General features: G+C 71.6%; 15 protein-coding genes. 5 read left to right on the top strand and 10 right to left on the bottom strand.

The annotated features are described in order from the left end of the window. Positions 1–46 precede the first annotated feature (46 nt). Complete coding sequence (gene sepH / locus HTZ77_RS45835; RefSeq protein WP_235994332.1) at positions 47–2932, top strand: septation protein SepH; 2886 nt, start codon at positions 47–49, stop codon at positions 2930–2932. 113 nt (positions 2933–3045) lie between these two features. Here the strand turns inward: sepH and HTZ77_RS05480 are convergent, their stop codons facing one another. Together HTZ77_RS05480 and HTZ77_RS05475 are read right to left on the bottom strand one after the other, a co-directional pair. Then, positions 3046–4755 (bottom strand): PH domain-containing protein, encoded by a 1710-nt coding sequence (locus HTZ77_RS05480; RefSeq protein ID WP_235994331.1) that lies wholly within the window; start codon positions 4753–4755, stop codon positions 3046–3048. Positions 4756–4874: 119 nt separating this feature from the next. Next, on the bottom strand, positions 4875–5396 hold the full coding sequence (locus HTZ77_RS05475; protein WP_328808428.1) for a PH domain-containing protein: 522 nt from the start codon (positions 5394–5396) through the stop codon (positions 4875–4877). Between the two features lie 235 nt (positions 5397–5631). On the opposite strand from HTZ77_RS05475, the gene HTZ77_RS05470 reads away from it, so the two are divergent. The 3 genes from HTZ77_RS05470 to HTZ77_RS05460 all read left to right on the top strand — a co-directional run bounded on the left by HTZ77_RS05470 (position 5632) and on the right by HTZ77_RS05460 (position 10320). Then, positions 5632–6159, top strand: coding sequence for a YbhB/YbcL family Raf kinase inhibitor-like protein (locus tag HTZ77_RS05470; RefSeq protein WP_205302093.1), 528 nt, complete (start codon positions 5632–5634; stop codon positions 6157–6159). 183 nt (positions 6160–6342) lie between these two features. Continuing rightward, positions 6343–7929: a hypothetical protein gene (locus HTZ77_RS05465; RefSeq protein WP_205302092.1), complete on the top strand. Its 1587-nt coding sequence runs from the start codon at positions 6343–6345 to the stop codon at positions 7927–7929. Positions 7930–8136: 207 nt separating this feature from the next. Further along, a complete protein-coding gene (locus HTZ77_RS05460) occupies positions 8137–10320 on the top strand; it encodes a SulP family inorganic anion transporter (RefSeq protein ID WP_328808427.1) in 2184 nt (727 codons plus the stop codon). A 34-nt stretch (positions 10321–10354) separates the two neighbouring features. On the opposite strand, the gene HTZ77_RS05455 is transcribed toward HTZ77_RS05460, so the two are convergent. The 6 genes from HTZ77_RS05455 to HTZ77_RS05430 all read right to left on the bottom strand — a co-directional run bounded on the left by HTZ77_RS05455 (position 10355) and on the right by HTZ77_RS05430 (position 16365). Beyond that, positions 10355–11077 carry a hypothetical protein gene (locus HTZ77_RS05455; RefSeq protein WP_175588305.1) on the bottom strand — a complete coding sequence of 241 codons (723 nt, stop codon included), beginning with the start codon at positions 11075–11077 and terminating at the stop codon, positions 10355–10357. A 144-nt stretch (positions 11078–11221) separates the two neighbouring features. Next, on the bottom strand, positions 11222–12172 hold the full coding sequence (locus HTZ77_RS05450) for an ROK family protein (protein ID WP_175588304.1): 951 nt from the start codon (positions 12170–12172) through the stop codon (positions 11222–11224). Between the two features lie 63 nt (positions 12173–12235). Next, a complete protein-coding gene (locus HTZ77_RS05445; RefSeq protein ID WP_175588303.1) occupies positions 12236–13072 on the bottom strand; it encodes a carbohydrate ABC transporter permease in 837 nt (278 codons plus the stop codon). Further along, positions 13069–13974 (bottom strand): carbohydrate ABC transporter permease, encoded by a 906-nt coding sequence (locus HTZ77_RS05440; protein ID WP_328808426.1) that lies wholly within the window; start codon positions 13972–13974, stop codon positions 13069–13071. Before HTZ77_RS05440 ends, HTZ77_RS05445 begins: the two co-directional genes overlap by 4 nt. 46 nt (positions 13975–14020) lie before the next feature. Beyond that, a complete protein-coding gene (locus tag HTZ77_RS05435) occupies positions 14021–15295 on the bottom strand; it encodes an extracellular solute-binding protein (protein ID WP_235994330.1) in 1275 nt (424 codons plus the stop codon). Then, positions 15292–16365, bottom strand: coding sequence for a nitrilase family protein (locus HTZ77_RS05430; RefSeq protein ID WP_175588301.1), 1074 nt, complete (start codon positions 16363–16365; stop codon positions 15292–15294). Before HTZ77_RS05430 ends, HTZ77_RS05435 begins: the two co-directional genes overlap by 4 nt. Before the next feature lie 64 nt (positions 16366–16429). On the opposite strand from HTZ77_RS05430, the gene HTZ77_RS05425 reads away from it, so the two are divergent. Next, positions 16430–17335: a LysR family transcriptional regulator gene (locus HTZ77_RS05425; RefSeq protein WP_175588300.1), complete on the top strand. Its 906-nt coding sequence runs from the start codon at positions 16430–16432 to the stop codon at positions 17333–17335. 164 nt (positions 17336–17499) lie between these two features. Here HTZ77_RS05425 and HTZ77_RS48665 read toward each other — a convergent pair whose 3' ends face one another. Both HTZ77_RS48665 and erm read right to left on the bottom strand, forming a co-directional pair. Next, the gene (locus tag HTZ77_RS48665; protein ID WP_407940475.1) at positions 17500–17871 is read right to left on the bottom strand and encodes a hypothetical protein; all 372 of its coding nucleotides are present in this window, start codon (positions 17869–17871) and stop codon (positions 17500–17502) included. A gap of 126 nt (positions 17872–17997) precedes the next feature. Next, a complete protein-coding gene (erm, locus tag HTZ77_RS05415) occupies positions 17998–18825 on the bottom strand; it encodes an ErmE/ErmH/ErmO/ErmR family 23S rRNA (adenine(2058)-N(6))-methyltransferase (protein WP_175588299.1) in 828 nt (275 codons plus the stop codon). Between the last annotated feature and the right edge of the window lie 114 nt (positions 18826–18939).

Here is an 18939-nt window from a genome sequence, read left to right as displayed (position 1 = left end):
CTCAAGGGTCCGGGGGAAGAATGAGCACGCTGACGAAGGGACTCGCATGCAGGAGCTCCGACTCGTCGCGGTAAGTGAGGACGGCACCTATCTCGTGCTGGCGACTGCCGGGCGAGGCACCCGCTTCACACTTCCCGTGGACGACCGGCTCCGTGCTGCCGTCCGCGGCAACTTCTCCCGTCTCGGCCAGTACGAGATCGAAGTGGAGAGTCCGTTGCGCCCCAAGGAGATCCAGGCGCGCATCCGCGCCGGAGAGACCGCGGAGGAGATCGCCGCGACCGCCGGCATCCCGGTCGAACGCGTCCGCTGGTTCGAGGGACCGGTGCTCCAGGAGCGCGAGTACGTCGCCCAGCAGGCGCAGCGCGTCGCGGTCCGCATGCCGGGCGAGTCCTCGTCCGGCCCCACGCTCGGCGAGCTGGTCGCCGAGCGGCTCACCCGCCGGGGCGTGCCCACCGACGAGATCGACTGGGACTCCGCCAAGCGCGACGACGGCCTCTGGCGCGTCAAGCTCGGCTACGTCTGGAACGGTCACACGCGTCACGCCGAATGGCTCTTCGACCCGCGCCGCCGCCACGTGACCCCCCACGACGACGAGGCGCTGCGGCTGTCGTCGGCCGACTTCGACCCGAGTCCTCCGGTCGAGGACACCACGGTCACGCCGTTCACGCCGCGGGTGGCCAAGCTGCAGCCGGTGCCGCCGCTGGCCTCCTCCGACCCGGTGCCGTTCCCCTCGGTGCCGCGGCGCGACCCGGAGCCCGAGGAACCCGCCGTGGGCTTCCCCTCTCCGCCGCGCGGCGCGGAGGGCATCTACGCACGTCCGGCGGGCGAGTACGGCTTCGACCGTCCCCCGGCCTCGTCCCCTGGCGCGTCCGCCTCGGGCGCCGCCGACTCCGGGGACCACGGGGGCGCGGAACACGGTGTTCCGGGCGCCGGCGCAGCGGGCGACCGCGGGGGCGACCGTGGGGGTGCGCAGTCCCGTCCCGGTGACGCCTCCCGCCGTGGCGGCGCTCCGGCGTGGCTGCCGGACTTCGGGGCCGGCCGTACGAGCGACCGCGGCACGGGGCACGAGGCCGAGGCGTACTACGCGCCCGCCACGCACCCGTCCCAGCAGCGTCCCGCGGACCCGTTCCAGCAGCGTCCCGCGGACGCCTCTGAGCCCCCTCCCGCGGACACATCCCAGCAGCGGCCCATGGACGCCCCCGAGCCGCGTCCCGCGGAGGCGCCCCAGCAGCGTCCCGCCGACGCCCGCGAGCCGCGTCCCGCGGACACCTCCGCGCCGCGTCCCGCGGACGCGGCCCAGCAGCGTCCCGCCGACGCGTTCCCCGGCACGCCGTCCAGCCAGCCGACCCCGGCGTTCCTGCCGGTCACGCCGCAGCCGTCCGACACGGGCAGGACGCCCGAGTCCCCGTCGGCGGCCGTTCCCGGCCCCGCCTCCGCCGAGGCCGTTCCTGCACAGATCTCCGCCGAGGCTGCTCCTGGACAGACCTCCGGCGAGGCCGTTGCCGGACAGCCCTCCACTGACGCCGTTGCGGGGCAGTCCTCCGCTGACGCCGTTGCCGGGCAGTCCTCCGGTGAGGCCGTTGCCGGGGAGACCTCGTCCGGGGCAGTCACGGAGCAGGCTCCCGTGGGGGCCGATGTTCCGGCCTCGCCCGAGACCGCTGCCCCGGCCGCCGCCTCGACCGGAACGGAGGCGCCTTCGGAGGCGGCGCCTGCCCCCGCCGAGACGTCACCGGCCACGGCGCCCATCGAGGCCACGCAGGCCGAGGCTCAGCCGGGTCACGCCGCGCAGGCCGAGATCCAGCCGGGTGAGGCCGCGCAGCCTGAGGCCGCCCCGCCTGCTGAGACCACGCAGTCCGAAGCCGCACCGAGCACCGCGGAGGAGGCCGCGACCGCCACCGCAGCCGACGCCTCTGCCGATGCTGCTGCCGGTGCCGCGCCGCAGCCCGTCGAGACAGGTGCGACCCAGCCCACCGATGAGTCGGCCGCGTCCACGGCCGAGTCCACCGATGAGTCGGCCGCGGAGCCCGGCGCCGAGACGCCCGCCGCCCAGACGGCAACCGACGACGCCACGGAGCCCAGCCCGCCCGCCACCACGACCACCGAGGAGCCCCAGGCCGCCACCACGCCTCCTGAGGCACCCCCGGCCACCCCGACCGCCGACGTGCCTCCGGCCGCCCAGGCCACTTCGACCGCTGAGACGCCGACGGAGACTCCGGCCATCGCGACCGCTGAGCCTCCTACGGAGACTCCGGCCACCGCTGAGACGCCTGCAGAGACTCCGGCCGCCGAGCCCGCCGAAGCACCGGTCGCCGAGACGCCCGACGCGCCCGCCACCGAGCCCGGCGCCGAGACGCCCGCCGCCCAGACGGCAACCGACGACACCGCGGAGCCCAGCCCGCCCGCCACCACGACCACCGAGGAGCCCCAGGCCGCCACCACGCCTCCTGAGGCACCCCCGGCCACCGCATCCGGCAGCGCGCCTGTCACCGAGCCTGCCGCCGAGACGCCCACCGCCACGACCGGTGAGACGACGTCAGCGTCCGCGGAGGACTCGAAGGCGCCCGTACCCAAGCCGAAGCCGGCGCCCACCCCACAGCCATCCCCCCAGAAGGAGGAGACGGCTCAGGTGAACGACGCCGCCCACGAGGACACGCCCAAGACCGACACGACCAAGACCGACACAACCGAGACCGACACGGCCAAGGACGACGAGCCCAAGGACGACGAGCCCAAGGCAACCGGCCCGAAGGACGAGCCCAAGCCCGACCCCCGCAGCGACCGGGGCAAGCGTGGCAAGGACGGGTCGCCCGTGCCGGTGCCCTCGCCGCCGCCCGCGCCGGCGGCCCGGCAGGCGCGCAAGGGTTCGAGGGGACGCCGCGCCTCGGTGCCCACCTGGGACGAGATCATGTTCGGCGCCCGCCGCCAGGACTGAGTCAGGGCCGGCGGACAACCGGGGCTGCGGAGAGCCAGGGCTGACGGATCGGGCGGCATCCTGGGCGACGCCTGCGACACGGCGTCCCCAGGACCGGCCCCCGCGCCGGCACGTCAGGAGGTCGGAGCGCCGCCCCCGGCCGCCCTCCGGTCGTCGGACGCCCGAGACCGGCCCTCGCCGTCCCCACCTCCCGGCGCGTCCCCCGCCCCGACGGGCGGCCTCGCCTCCGGACGCGCCACCGCGGAGGGCCGCTCCTCAGATCCCGCCCTCACGGACGACCCCTCAGACCCCGTCCCCACAGACGACTCCTCAGGACGCGCCACCGCGGACGACCGTCCCTCAGAACCCGCCCCCGGCAGGAACGGCGTCACCCAGTCCGGCGTCACCTCGACCGGCAACCCCACCACCTGGGCCCGGGACACGTCCACGGCCTCGTAGCCGCCCTTCCCCGCCCCGACCCCGGCGATCAGCGTGAACACCCCGGCCCGCCGCTGGAACCACGTCTGCCTGACGCGCCAGCCCACCACCGCGCGCCGTTCCACCACCGCCTGCGACCGCCGGAGCGAGCCCGAGCGGACGGCCAGCCGTACCCCGTCGTACCCGTGGCCCAGCGAGCGGTAGCGGTCGATCCCCAGCGGCACGCCCAGGATCGCCAGCAGCAGCGCGGGCACCGCGAGGAACCACCACAGCGGCGACCCCGTCACCGCCTCCCCCAGCACCGCCAGCACCGTGAGCGCCGCCCACGGGAAGATCGCGCGGAACAGGCGCCGGTTGCGGGCGATGGGCGGGTGGGGGCGCAGCCCGGCCCGGTAGGGCCCGATGGCGTCGGCCGTGACCTGGAAGGCGACCGGCCGCGGCACGTCCGGCAGGAGCTGGCCGCGGGTGGAGGAGTCGCCGAGTCCGGTCACGATCGCCCAGACGCGTACGACTCCGGCCCAGCGCTCCGCGAACCCTTCGACGATCTCGTACCCGCGCACCCGCCTGGACTCCAGCGACACGCTGCGCCGGTTGACCAGCCCCCGCTCGGCCACGAGGTAGCCGTCGCGCTCCATGAGCCGGAAGTCCCAGTTGAACACCGCGTACATGGCGCCGCCCGCGAACGGCATCGCCAGCACGAGCAGCACGGCGACCCCGAGCAGCAGGTACGGGTGGTGCCAGAGCCATTCGCCGGCCGTCCAGGCGGCGTCGCGGCCGAAGCCGAAGTCGCCGCCCCACTGGAACGCCAGCCCGACGGCGCCGCCGGCCAGCGCGAACGGGGTCAGCAGGTACGCGCCGGACAGCGGGCCGTACAGCAGCCACATCCGTGGCACCTCGATGATCGTGCGGCCGGAGGGCCGCGCGGCGGGCGCCTCCCCGGCGAGCGGCCCGGCCGCCGGGACGGGGACGCCCCCGCCGTCGGCGGGGCGGGCCCGGCGCAGCAGGACGGCCTTCAGCCGCTCGGCCTCCCCGAGCGTGACGCCGTCGAGCCTGCCCTCCTCGTCGCCGCCGCTCGCCCCGGTGTCGATCTTGAGGACGGCCAGGCCGAGGACCCGGTGCAGGGGCGGGGTGGAGACGTCGACGCCGCGGATGCGTTCGAGCGGGATGGTGCGCACGGAGCGGCTGACGAGCGAGCGCCTGATCTCCAGCCGGTCGCCCAGCACCTCGTACGTGAGCGTGGCCCACCTGACCACGGCGAACGCGACGGTGCCGACCAGGCCGAGGGCCGCCCAGAGGTACGAGCGGCCGGAGAAGCCGCCCACGAACAGCACGCCGACCAGCGGCAGCAACAGGGACGGCAGCATCCGCACGGGGTCGATGAGCAGCACCTTGGGACTGAGCCGCAACGGCGTGACCGACTCACGGCCCACCGGCGCCGGCCCGCCGGGCGTGGGTCCCCCAGGCGCAGGCCCCCCGGGCGGCGGGCCCATCGGCGCGGGATCCTGGGGCGGCTGGGCGGGATGGGTCATGTGGCGTCGTCCCTGAGCTGCTCGGCGCGGTTGGCCAGCCGCTCGGCCAGCCCCGCCGCCACCGCGTAGTCGAGCCCCTTGATGGTGGACGAGCCCGCGTGCGAGGCGGTGCGGATCTCCAGCGTCGCCAGCCCGAGCGCCCGCTCCAGCCACCCCTGGGCCTTGTCGACCGTCTGGATGCGGCTCACCGGCACGAACACCCACTCCCTGGTCAGGAACCCGGTCCGCGCGTACACGACGTCCCCGGACAGCTCCCAGCGGTGCACGGCGTAGCGGACGAACGGCTCGGCCAGCAGGAACGGCGTCGTCAGCACGCCCACGGCCACCGGCAGCAGCCAGGGCCGGGCCGCGAACCAGTCGGGCACCCACGGCCAGCCGCTCCCGCCGACCCACCTCCCGGCCAGGAACGAGCCGCCGACCAGCAGCACGAAGGCGATCAACGCCTCCATCAGCCAGAGCCGGACGGCCTTGGGCGAGACGCGGTGCGCCGGATCCCGTAGCGGGCCAGTTGCGGTCACGCAAACCAGCTTAAGCCGCGCCGCCCCCGGGCGATCTCCGCCCGATCCCCCTCCGGCCTCACCGCGTGCTCGCCTGCGGATACACGGTCTTGATGTCGGGTTTCTGGCCCCTTTGGGTCTCTTTACCATTCACCGACCTTCGCGAAACGGTCGGCGCACGCCTCATGGCCGCGTAGCATCATGCGACATGGGGCTGTGTAACACGACTGGACGCATGGGATCCATCGTTGTCACTGTGACAGCGGTGACGGCCATGCTGGCCTTGTCGGGTTGCGGCGCCAGTTTCCTGGTGGGCAGGTCGGAGGCCAAGGAGATCGCGCAGATCAACGTCTCCAGTCCCGAGCTGCGCGAGGGCGAGCCGCTGCCGCGCGAGTACTCGTGCGAGGGCACCCAGGGCAGCCCGCCGCTGCGCTGGTCCAGCGAGCCGCTCCCCCAGGCGAAGGCGATCGCGATCGTGGTCGACTCCCACACGCAGTCCGAGTCGGCCGTGCAGTGGGTGCTGTACAACATCCCCGCGACCACCACCGAGCTCGGCCCCGGAGCGGCGGAGAACCCTCCGGACGGCTCCAGCCAGGCCCGGGTGACCAGTGGGAAGGTCGGCTACCAGCCTCCGTGCGCGCGAGGCGTGAGCTACCGCTTCACGGTGTACACGCTGTCGGCGAAGGTGCCAGCCAAGGAGGGCGCTCCCCTGCCCGAGATCCTGCGCGACATCGCCGACAGGACCATCGCCCGAGGTCGGCTGACGGCGGTGAACATCGAGTGAGGTTCCAAACACCCGGTGTAGTAATCGTTACCAATTCTTCGCTTAGGGTGTGACAACGCTCGCAGTGGTCCGACACAATCAGATCCAATTGTCAGGCGCTGGTGATCAATGGGGGCAGGTCGCGTCGATGGCCGCGCGACCTCACCGGTGCCACAGGGAGGCCATGGCTTTGAGGGTGGTGCAATGATCGCGGTCGTAGTCAGCTTGGTCGCTGTCGTGCTCCTCGTGATCGCTGTCGTGGCACTGGGCATGCGTTCGATGAGCCGGCGGGAGAGCTCGCTTCCACCGGAGCGGCTGAAGCAGATGATCGAGAAGGAAGAGCAGACGCACGCTCGGTCCACGGACGAGTTCGCCGCCCACGAGCCCCGTATGGCCAACTTCAGTCCCGACTTCAGTCCCATCGACGAGGTCAAGCCCAAACCGGTGCGCACCGGTCAGCGTGGCAAGCGCGGTGTGGACGAGTGGGGCAACCCGACGAACGACGAGGACGACGAGGAGTTCTGGGCGACCATCCGCAGCGACGCCACCGAGGGCGGCTTCGGCGCCGGGGGCACCGTGGCGGCCCGCAAGGGCGCCGCCCGCCCGGTCGAGCGTGACGAGCGCGAGCCCGCCGCCCCCCGCCCCGCCGAGCGCGAGCCCGAGCGGCCCGCCGCGGCCCGTCCCGCCGGCCGTGAGCGCACCGGCGAGCGCAAGCGTCCCTCCCGCCGCGAGGCCGCCGCCGTCGATCCCGACGCCACCACCGTCCAGGCGCCGCTGCCGCAACGGCCGCAGCGGTCGCGCCGCGAGCCCGCCGCTCCCGTCCCCGCTCCCACGGCCGCCCTGGCCGACCTGGTCGAGCCCGCGCAGCCCCGTCCCGCCCCGTCGGCGTCCGACCTTGCCGACCAGCGCACGGTGACGTTCTCGGCCCCGCCCGCGGACGTGATGAGCATCCTCGGCGCCGGCGCCAAGCCGGTGCCCGCCAACCGCCCCGACCCGCGCCCCTCCGGCTCCCTGTCGACCAACGGGGCGCCGGCCACCAGCGGCTCCTTCCCGGCCGTGGGCGCCCCCGGCTCCCTGTCCAGCAACGGCGTCGCGACCGGCCCGATGCCCGCCACCGGCCCGGTGACCGGCTCGTTCGCCGCCGCCGGCGGCGCGTTCAACCCGGCTGGCAGCGGTTCCTTCCCTGCCACGCCGGTCGCCCCCATCCACGGGGCGCCGACGAGTGACCCGTTCCCGGCGGCCTACAACGGCGCCGACGCCCTCGACGCCGGCTGGCCCGCCGCCGGCCCGGCCACCCCGTCCGCCTCCGGTTCCTGGCCGTCGCACGACATCCTCGACGACTCCCCGGCTCCGGCCCCCGCGCCCGTCCCCGGCCCCTCCGGGTCGTGGCCAGGCTTCCAGCCGCAGCAGCCGTCCGGTTCCTACCCGGCGTCGTACGAGGTGCGCTCCGGCTGGGCCGTGGCCGACGACTCCGACCCGCTGACCGCACCGTCCCCGGCGACGGGCGTGCCGACCGCGCCGGCGCGCGCGGTCTCGCCCCGCGACGACGTGCTGTCGGCGCCGCCCGTCCCGCAGTCCATCGCGTACGAGACGGGCGACTTCGCCAGCGCGGCCGGCCAGCCCGGCGGCCCCGACTGGCCCGAGTCGCCGTCCACCGGCGGCACGGGCGGCTGGCCGACCTACAACGAGATGTACGGCAAGTCCGAGGGCCAGCGTCCGGGCCAGAGCGGTGGCGGCCGCGGCCGTCGCCGGGCCACCCCCGAGCCGGACTTCCCCGACTACTACCGCTGATCCCGCGCCGGGGCCGTCGCTTTCGCGGCCCCGCCGGGGCCGGCGAGAGTGACGGCGGCCGGTGTCGCAGCCAGGCGCGCCGCCGCGCCAGCCCTGGATTCCGTAAAACCCGGTGACGAGCCTGAAGCCCCGCCCCGGCGGGGCATTAGGGTTTGCGGCATGACCGGCGACACTCACAGTAACGTGCTGAGGACTCTCAGGTACGATGTGCCTGCCTCGCTCGTGGTCTTCCTCGTCGCGGTGCCCCTCTCCCTGGGCATCGCGATGGCCTCGGGTGCCCCCCTCGCCGCTGGACTCATAGCCGCCGTCGTGGGCGGTGTCGTGGCCGGAGCGCTCGGCGGCTCCGTCGTCCAGGTGAGCGGGCCCGCCGCCGGCCTCTCTCTGGTGGTGGCGGACCTCGTCCAGACGTACGGCTGGCGGGCGACCTGCATGATCACGCTGCTGGCGGGGGCGGTCCAGCTCGTGCTGGGCCTGCTGCGGGCGGCCCGGGCGGCGCTGGCCGTCTCCCCCGCCGTGATCCACGGCATGCTGGCGGGTGTCGGCGTGGTGATCGCGCTGTCCCAGCTGCACATCGTGCTCGGCGGCAGCCCGCAACGCTCCGCCCTGGCCAACCTCATGGAGCTGCCCGCCCAGGTGGCCGCGATGCACGGCCACACCGTGGCGGTCGGGCTGCTCACGATCGCGGTCCTCGCACTGTGGACGCGGCTGCCCAAGCACGTCAGGGTGGTGCCCGCGCCGCTCGCGGCGCTGCTCGTGGCCGCGCTCGTCGCGTGGGCGTTCCAGTGGGACGTCACCCGGGTCGACCTGTCGGGCAGCTTCGGCACGTGGGCGTTCCCGGTGCTGCCGCAGGGCGACTGGCACGAGGTCGTGGCCGCCGTGCTGCTGGTGGCGCTGCTGGCGGGCGTCGAGTCGCTGCTGTGCTCGGTGGCGGTCGACGGCATGCACGCGGGGCCGCGCGCCGACCTCGACCAGGAGCTGACCGGCCAGGGCGTGGCCAACATGATCTCGGGCGCGCTCGGCGGCCTGCCGGTGGCCGGGGTGATCGTGCGCAGCACCGCCAACGTCCAGGCGGGCGCCCGCAGCCGCGCGTCGGCGGTGCTGCACGGGGTGTGGGTGCTGATGTTCGCGCTGGGGTTCGGCTGGACGATCCAGCTCATCCCCATGGAGGCGCTGGCGGCGCTGCTCGTGTTCATCGGCGTGCAGATGGTCAACCTCGGCCACGTCCGCAAGGTCCACGGCCACGGCGAGGTGCCGGTCTACGTCGTGACCATGCTCGCGGTCATCGTGCTCGGCCTGGCCGAGGGCGTGGTGGCGGGCCTGGCGCTGGCCGCGGTGATGGCGCTGCGGCGGCTGACGTGGGTGACGGTCAGGACGCACGAGCCGGTGGACGACGGGCGGTGGCACGTGTCGATCAGCGGGTCGCTGACGTTCCTGGGGGTGCCCCGGCTGACTCACGAGCTGCGGGCCATCCCGCCGCGCTCGGCCGTGGACCTCGACCTCAACATCGACTTCATGGACAACGCCGCCTTCGAGGCCATCCACTCCTGGCGGCTCAACCACGAGCGGTCCGGTGGAACGGTGGACATCGACGAGTTGCACGACGAGTGGTACGCGCTGGCCGCGAGCGGCGCCCGTACGTATCAGGCCAAGAAGCCGCCCCGGGCGCCCGACCGGTGGTGGCTGCCGTGGGCGCACCGGCACCGCCGCCCCGTCCGGCCCTCGGCCGAGCCGTCGTCGGAGCCGCCGGTGGGGCCGCCCGACCGGCCCGAGTGCCGGCTGACGGCGGGCGCGCGGGAGTTCCACCGGCGTACGGCGCCGCTGGTGCGGCCCATTCTCACCGAGCTGGCCCACAAGCAGCAGCCGTCGCACCTGTTCATCACGTGCGCCGACTCGCGGGTCGTGCCGAGCCTGATCACGGCGAGCGGGCCGGGCGACCTGTTCACGGTCCGCAACATCGGCAACCTGGTGCCCCGCCGGGGCGCCGAGCCGCACGACGACTCGGTGGTGGCGGCCATCGAGTACGCCACGCAGGTGCTGGGCGTCCACACGATCACCGTGTGCGGGCATTCGGGCTGCGGGGCGATGGCGGGGCTGCTGAGCGGCGGGGTGAAGGCCGGCAGCCTGCCGGGGATGCGACGCTGGCTGCGGCACGGCCACCACAGCCTGGCCAGGTTCATCGAGAGCGCCGACGGGCCGCTCGACTCGCGGGCGCTCGACCAGCTCTGCCGGATGAACGTGCAGCAGCAGCTCGAGAACCTCCGCACCCACCGCAAGGTGGACGAGCAGGTACGGGCGGGGCGGCTGGAGCTGGTCGGGCTGTACTTCGACATCGGCTCGGCCCGGGTCCAGATGCTCCCGCCGCTGCCGTCCACGGTGTCGGTGAAGATCTGACCCGGGCGCGGCGCCTGCGAGGCGGTCCCGGGAGTCACCGCGCGCTGTGCCGGTCCTGATCTCCAGGGACCGGGAGGGGCGGAGGCGTGTCCTCCGCCCTTCGCCGCGCGTAGAGGGCGGCCCAGGCGTCGTCGCCCATGCGCAGGACCTTGACCCCGAGCGCGCCGAGCCCGGCGACGGGGATGATCCAGAGCACGACGGTGATCGGGCCGTAGTCGACCGCGAACCCGCCTCCGTAGCCGACGACGACCGTCACGGGCACCCACCAGCCGGAGAACCCTGACCGCCACACGGCGACGGTCAGCAGCGGCAGTCCGATGAGGCCGAGCGGCACCCACGGCATCTGGAACCCGACGATCACACCCGGCAGGTCGAGCATCTCGTCGAGGATCTTCTGCGCCTGCTCCGGCGGGTGGTGCCGGCCGAGCCACCACTCGACGGGGTCCATCATCAGCAGGGCCGACAGGTTGAGGTAGCCGATGACCGTCATGGCGCCGGCGATGTGCCCGAGCCGGGTCGCCCGCTGCCGGGTGAGGTGGACGAGGCCGATGGCGGCCACGGCCATGAGCATCCAGCTCCAGTGGTAGAGGGCGGACTCGGTCTGGGCGAGGGCGGGGTTGGAGCCGTAGCTGACCGCCTCCCGGTCGTCGCCCCAGGTGCCGGGGTCGACGATGACCGCCACCGCCTGGAGCAGGGGGGCGGCGATGAGCAGGGTGCCCGCCGCGAGGCGGCGGAAGGTCACGTGGTCGTTGAACACGCCGCCGACGGTAGGCGGCGGGGGCCTGCCGCGTCGTCCACCGGCCGAGTGACGGCCCCTCAGCCTGGCGGCGGAGCCGACGGTGTTCGGTGCGGGCGGACTGCCCGCACAAGGGAGGCAGTCTCCGTCACGCCGTCCGGGCTCTCACCCACCTGCGCGGCACCGGCTGTTGTCCCAGGCTGCCTGGGCGGCCCCGATCATGCCCGCATTGTCGCCCAGGTTCGCCGGCCGGACGTCTCCCTGGTGCCAGCGCAGCGTACGCGTCGCCGCGAGGTAGGCGTCCCTGATCGGGCCAGGCCTGGCCATGATTCCTCCGCCGAGGATGAGCACATGCGGGGCGACGACGGCGCAGACGTTGTCGAGGCCGGCGGCGAACAGGCCGGCATGCCGGGCGACGACGCCCATCGCGGCGCTGTCGCCTTCGGCGGCGGCTCGGGCCAGGTCCGCGGCGCCGGGGTGGCGGTCGCCGGCGATGGCAGCGATCCGCCCGCCAGGGTCGGCCCGTGCTTCGTCCGACGCCGCGGCATCCAGTGCGAGGCCACCGGCCACCTGCTCCCAGCACCCGCGGCGACCGCAGCCACAGGAGGGGCCGCCCGGATCGACGACGACGTGGCCGATCTCGCCGGCGTCGCCGGTGCCGGTGTGCAGGGCACCGTTGATGACGAGGCCGCCGCCGATGCCTGTGCCGACGGTCACCATGAGGATCGTGGCCGTCCTGGCCCCGTCGACGAGACGTGCTTCGGCTGTGGCGGCGGCGTGCGCGTCGTTCAGCACGGTCGTCGCGCGCCCGGTCGCCGCGTGGATCTCGCTGCGGTAGTCAACGGCTTGCATGCCGAGGTTCGTCGACGAGGTCAGCACGCCGTCGGCGATGGTTCCCGCGACGGCCAGGCCGATGGCGTGGATCCACCGGTCCGGATGGCGGGCGAGCAGGTGGAGCGCGACGTTGGCGGCGGCCTGCCTGCGGGCTGCGGCGTCGGCGGGCAGGGCGTGTCGCACGACGCTCGACACCGTTCCGTCGGCCGCCACGATCGCGGCGCGGATGTGGGTGGCTCCGAGGTCGATGCCGATCGCGGCGGGATCCGCCGAAGTGTTCATGTCAGGTTGTCCGAACTCTCGTCGAGGGCCGTGTGCTGAGAAGACCAGGGCTCTTGGCCATGGCTATTTGACGCTCCCGGCGGTCAGACCGCCGACAAGATGGCGTTCGATCGAGGCGAAGAGGATGACGACGGGGACGATCGCGATGAGCGAGACAGCGAACAAGTACTGCCACTGCTCGTGATACTGGGTGACGAACCCGGGGATCGCCCTCGTGAGGGTCATCCGGTCGTCCGAGGACGTCACGGTGATGGCCACGATGTATTCGTTCCATGTCCCGATGAAGGTGTAGACGGCCGCCGTCACCACGCCGGGCATGGCCAGCGGAAGCATCACGCGGGTGAAGGCCGTGAGGCGGCCGGCGCCGTCGAGGTAGGCCGCCTGCTCCATCTCCTTCGGGATGCTGGAGAAGTAGGCGTTCAGAATCCACACGCAGAACGGCAGGTTGAACGCGGCGTTCACGACGATCAGCGCCTGGCTCGTGTCCGTCCAGTCCAGTGCGACGAGCTCACGGTAGATGCCGACCAGCAACGCGGTCGGCGCGAACATCTGCGTGACCAGCACGACGAACAGGAACACGCCACGTCCGCGGTATCGGTTGCGCGCCGTGTAGTAGGCCGCCGGCAGGCCCACGGCCAACGCCAGGGCGGTAGCCGCGCCCGAGACCTGGAGTGAGAACCTCAGGGCCGCCCAGATCCTGGGGTCGTTCACCTTCCATACGTTCACGAAGTTCGCCCACTCCCATGTGCCGGGCAGGTAGGAGGGTGGCGGCCGCATCAGTTCCGGTGCCGGTTTGAGGGCGGTCAGGAACATCTGGAGGTACGGCGCGACGAAGGCGATGGCGACCAGCCATCCGACGGCCGTGAGAAGTACGGTGCGCGGCCGTATCGGCGATCTCATGCCTGCGCCCTCCCCTGCCGCCGCGCGCCCCACGAGTAGAGCAGCGCGAGGGTGAGAATCAGTGCGAAGTTGACCACGGCCAGGGCGGCGGACTCGCCGACGTCCTGGTTCAGGAAAGCGAGCTTGTACATGAGGGTCGTCGTGGTGTCGGTGGCGCGTCCCGGCCCGCCCTGGGTCATCGCCCAGATGATCGGAAAGGAATTGAAGACGTTGATGACGTTGATGACCGATGCGACGAACAACACCGGCCGCAGAAGGGGGAGAGTGATCTGGAAATAGGTGCGAAGGTGCCCCGCGCCGTCGACGCGTGCCGCCTCGTACACCTCGCCGGGGATGGTCTGCAGGCCGGCGAGGATGACGAACGAGGTGAACGGCAGTGAGACGAAGACCGAGACCGCCATCATGCAGGCGAACGCCACCTCCGGGTGGGCGAGCCAGTTCACGGGCGTCTCGATCACTCCCGTGTCCATGAGGAGCTTGTTCACCACGCCGTAGAAGTCGTCGAGCATCCATTTCCAGAGCAGGGCGGTCATGAGGACCGAGGCCGCCCATGGCACGATCACCGCCCACCGCACCAACCGGCGTCCGGGGAAGCGGGCGTTCAGGACCTGTGCCAAGGCCAGTGAGACCGCCAGGGTGACGGCCACGACGCCGACCACCCACAGCGCCGTGCGCCACAGCACCGGCACGAGGTCGTTCTCGCCGAACAGCTCGGCGTAGTTGCGAAAGCCGGTGAACCCGCCGGACAGACCGGAGGAACTGACTCTCGTCAGTGATGTCCGCACCATTTCGACGGCGGGCCACAGCACGACGCCGAGAATCAGGGCCACGGCCGGGCCGACCCACGCCAGCGGCGTCAATGCCCGGCCCGCGGTGCGCCACCAGACGGATCGTGGTGCCACGCCGCTCGCTGCTGTCTCGAGCGGCGTGGTTCGCGCGTCGCGCATGTCAGTCGTTCTTTGCCGCGGCGTCCTGGAGCTTGTCCAGGACGGTCTTGGGGTCGGCGTCGGCGACAGCGGTTCCTATCTGCTGTTTGGCGGCGCCCGCGACCGCGCTCCAGGCCGGATCGTCGGTCGGCGCGAACCGCGCGTTCGCCAGCGACTCGACGAAGGGCTTGTAGTACGGGTCGGAACTCAACGCGTCGCCGGCCGACCTGGTGACCGGCAGGAAGCCTTCGGTCTTGAGGAACCCGGCGACGTTGTCCTTCTGGTAGAAGAAGTTGAGAAACCTCGAAACGGCGTCCTTGTTCCTGCCGTCGCCGTTCTTGCCGTCGCCGTTCTTGAAGGCCACCAGGAAGTCCTGGACGCTGAGCGTCTGAGGCGTCGCGCCGGCCGCGCCGGGCAGGGGCGCCACGCCGTACGCCAGGTTCTTGTCGACCGTGTCGATGAAGCCCTTGCGCTGGAAGACGGCACCGTTGAGCATGCCGATCTTGCCCTGCGAGAACAGGTTGAACACGTCCTTGCGATTGGTGGTCTCCGGGTTCGGCTGGGTCAGCCCGGCCTTTGTCAGCTCCCGCAGAAACCGGAGCGTGTCGACGTTGGCCTGCTGGTTGATCGCCCACTTGCCGGAGGAGTCCACCCAGCCGCCGCCGTTGTTCATCGCCCAGATGAAGAACTCGGCCTGTGCCTCTTCGGCGCCGAAGGGCAATCCGAGCGGGCTCACCCCGTTCACCGCGGACTTGATCTTCTGGGCGGCGAGCTTCACGTCGTCCCAGGTCTTCGGCGGTCCGGCGATCCCGGCCTTGCGGAAGATGTCCCGGTTGTAGAAGAACAGTCGCGCGCTGGCGAGGAAGGGGAGTCCGTACTGCTGTCCACCGTACTTGGCCCCGTCGGCGAACTTGGGCAGGAAGTCCTTCATGACCTGCGTCGAGACGACATCGGACGCCTTGTAGATCAGACCGTCGCGGGCGAAGTCGGAATAGGCGTTGTAGTTGAGGATGTCGGGCTGCTGACGGGTCTGGATGTAGGTTTTCACCTTGGCGTCGATCTGTTCCCAATCGACGATCTCGAGCTTGACCCGGTAGCCGGGGTTCTGCGCCTCGAAATCCTTGATCAGGCTCTCCCAGTACGGCTGGGTATCGTCGTCGTACTTGGCGGCGACGAACCTGATCTCCTTGCCGGTGTCTTCTCCGTCGGCTGACGAGCCGCCCTTGCCGCATCCGGTGAGTCCCGCGAGGATCGCCAGGCCCGCCGCGACAGCGGCGATCGGATGTGTTCTCATCATGAGTGACTTTCCTGCCGCATGTCGTGAGGGTGTGAGACGTCGATGCGCGCGGGCTCGTCGGAGAAACGCGCGGTGCGTGGGTCGCGCTCGTCGCCGAAACGCTCGGTGAGAATCCCGTACAACTCGGGTCTACGGCCCTTCAGCCAGCGCCGCCCGGTGGACATCGGCAGGAGTCCCAGGTCAAGGTCGGCGACCACCATGGTGTCCTCGGGAGAAGTCGTCTCCACCATGATCCGGCCATAGGGGTCGAGGATCATGGCGTTCCCTGTGCGCACCTCGTCGTCGTCACGCCCGACGCCGTTGCTGAAGACGATGCCGAGGCCGTTGTCGTGGGCGCGCGACGGCAGCCAGCGGAGCAGCCATTCGCGTCCACTGGGCCCGCGGAACTGCTCCTCTATTGTTTCCCGATCCCGATATCTGGCCTGCCAGTATTCCATCGGGATCGGCTTCATCGCATGAGGACTGCGCGACGCCGTTCCGCCGGTCTGATGGGGAGCCAGAAGGACGGAGGCGCCCATGAGGGCGGTGGCGCGCACGTTTTCCACAAGATTGTTGTCCCAGCAGATGAGCACCCCGAGGCGAACACCCCAGGGAGTGTCGAATACGGTGTACTCCTCGCCGCTGGATATGGCTTCGTGCTCGAACGCGTGCAGCTTGCGATGGCGGTGCACCTGCCCGTCGGGAAGGCATACCGCGTACGAGTTGAAGAGGCGGCCGTCCTCGCCCACCTCCAGGAATCCCACGCCGACGGCCATGCCGCTCTCCATCGCGAGCCGGCGCACCTCGGTGGTCGACGGCCCGGAGATCGGCTCCGCGAGTTCGCGGAGCCGCTCGGCCGAATGGTTGCGGAGATGCCAGTAGCCCAGCAGGCACATTTCGGGGAACACAATGACTCGCACGGAGTCGGAGGCGGCTTCACGCACGAAGTGCTTGATCCTCTCCAAATTGCGTTCTTTGGCGTCGGGCATGGCCTCGAACTGCACCGAGGCGCACCTCAGGACGTTTATCTGTTTATTGTCGACGGTCGGCGCTGACAAATGATCCTCCCTGAACCGGATTGGCAGGTTCATATGACATCTCATCCGAGCCGGCCCGGTCCAATGAAAATTTCGACGGTATCCATATACTGTGGGAATGGAACTTCGTCTGCTGCGCGCGTTCATCGAGACGGCCAGGCTGGGCGCGTTCGGCCGGGCGGCGCAGGAGCTCTGTGTCACACAGCCCGCCCTGACCAAGCAGATTCAGGCTCTGGAGGCCGAGATCGGCGGGCTGCTGTTCGACCGGGGACGGCACGGGGCCGCCCTGACCCCCCTCGGCCAGATGTTCCTCCCCGATGCCCAGGACCTCGTCCGCCGCGCGGACATCCTGACCCGGCGGGCCCGCCAGACCGCACTCGGCGAACGGGGCTTGCTGAGCGTCGGCTTCGGAATGTCCACCATCGACCTGGCCCCGCGCGCCGTGGCGGCGTTCCGCCGCCGCTACCCTCACGTCGAGATCACCCTTGACGACATGTCCGGCGCCACTCAGACAGACCTCATACGGGCGGGCCGGCTGCATGTCGGTTTCGTCAGGCTGCCTGTGGACGACGATCTGGGGGCCATCACCCTGCGCACTGACACGCTGGCCATCGCCGTGACCTGCGACGAAGGACCCGCGCCTCTGAGCGATCAGAGCGTCGTGTCATGGCTGGCCGACCGCCCGCTCATCCGGCTGGCGTCGGCGAAGGGCCCAGGACTGGCGGCCCAGGTCGACGGCTTCCTCGGCGCCTACGACCTGAGGCCGCACATCCTGCAGGAAGCTCACGATCTGCAAACAGTCGTGGCCCTGGTGGCCTCCGGCGCCGGCGTCGCCATCGTGCCGGCCAGTGCCGTCACCATCGCATCCCCCGCCGTCACCATTGTGCCGATCGAATTGCCTCCCGCGAGATGGCAGGTGGGCGCCGTGTGGGATCGCGCTCACATGAGGCCGGTCACGGCCAACTTCCTTGCCGTCGTACGCGAGCTCGTGCCATCAGCTCCTCGAGGTGACGCAGAGGCCTGACTCATTCGATCCGGGCGCGGATCCTGGCCGGATCGCAGGTGCGCGCGGACGCTGAGGGGAGCACGGCGGCACACCTGCTGCGGATCACCCAGGACGTCCAGCCTCCAGTTCGCACTCGTCCGCGGGTTTCGGCCGGCTCCCCAGCAGCATGCGCATCTCGGCGATCAGCCGTTGGAGCTCTTTGCCCCGTCCTCGGGCAGCGCGGCAGCGGCGGTCAGCCGCTCCACGGCGCCGGGAGACCCCGGCGAGCTCGGCTCCGCCGGTTCCTCGGCGGCTTCGAGCGCGGTCTCCAGGCGGAACCGTCCGTCACACGGAGTTCGGATCTTGAGATGGATCGACGGCGTCGGACCTCCAAGATGGCCGCGGCGTAGCTGGTCTTGTCGAAGCGGAAAGCCGGCCCACGCCACTCCGTGATAGTCCAAGTACTCGTACTCGTCCGCCGGCTTCACCCGCGACAGGTCGAGGCCGAAGGTGTCCAGTCCCCGGTCCCGCAGGTGCGCCGTCACCCGTCCGGGGCCGCAGCCGTGATCGGCCACCGGTCTCCCCGGCACCGGTCGCCCGGGCGAACACCGCACGATCAGGGGCGGCCGCGCGACCGTGGTCGCGCCGTCACCTTCGCCGGTACGTTCACCGACGAGGGGGACGGCGCGACCACGGACCGATCAGCGGTGCAGCTCCCGGAACAGCGTGATCCACTGATCCGGATGGACGAAGGCGACGACCGTGTCGGGAGCGATGCCCGCGGCGCGGAAGGCCTGAGGGAGATGTCGGTAGTGCGGCTCGAGCGAGGCGTGCAACGAGCCGCCGACACCGGTGAAGCCGAGCTCCACCAGTTCTCGATAGGCCTGCTCGTCCGCGACCAGCGGGTCCGGCCGCCGGTCGATGCGCAGGATGGCCGAGTCGACCGAGGGCACCGGGCGGAAGCTGGTCCGGTCGACGTGGCCGAGCAGCTCCCAGGTGAACCACGGCCAGCTGAGCACCGTGACCAGGCTCCACCGGCCGTAGTCGCCCGAGCGCTTGCGCGCGTACTCGAGCTGGGTGAGGAGGGTCGCGGAGGTGAGGTGCTCGGCCGTCAGGCACCAGTCCACGATCTTCGAGGTGATCGAGTACGGGATGTTGCCGACGACCGCGAACGGCTCCTCCGGCGGCCGGGCCGCGGTGAAGTCGCCCTTCACGATCTCGATGCCCGCGTTGTCACGGGTCCTGGCCCGTACCTTGGCCGCGAGCAGCGGATCGAGCTCGTAGCCGATGACGTGGGCGCCGGTCGCGGCCAGCGCCGTGGTCAGGACGCCCTCGCCGGAGCCGGGTTCCAGGATGAGCCCGGCGGGTTCGGCCGCCTTGACCATCTGGCCCACGGCATGCCGATCGACCAGGAAGTTCTGGGAGAGCTCGCGTCGTGCCCGGTCTCTGGGCGTGCGACCGCCGCCCTTCTTCTGGGCGGTCTTCTTCTGGGTGTGGGAAAAGTCGCCGAATGCGAAAGACTGCGCCACAGCAGTTGCCCTTCTGGGTCTTCGAGAGAAAAGGGATCTCGAAGGGCCCCGGGCACGCCGGAGGCGATGCGGAGAATCGCTCCTAGCGGGCCTGGGCCCGGCCGGAGCGGATGC

It is taken from the genome of Nonomuraea montanisoli, assembly GCF_013363975.1.
GTDB classification, from domain to species: domain Bacteria; phylum Actinomycetota; class Actinomycetes; order Streptosporangiales; family Streptosporangiaceae; genus Nonomuraea; species Nonomuraea montanisoli.
The sequence above is the reverse complement of the archived record's forward strand: the minus strand, read 5'-3'. Positions and strand labels throughout refer to the sequence as shown.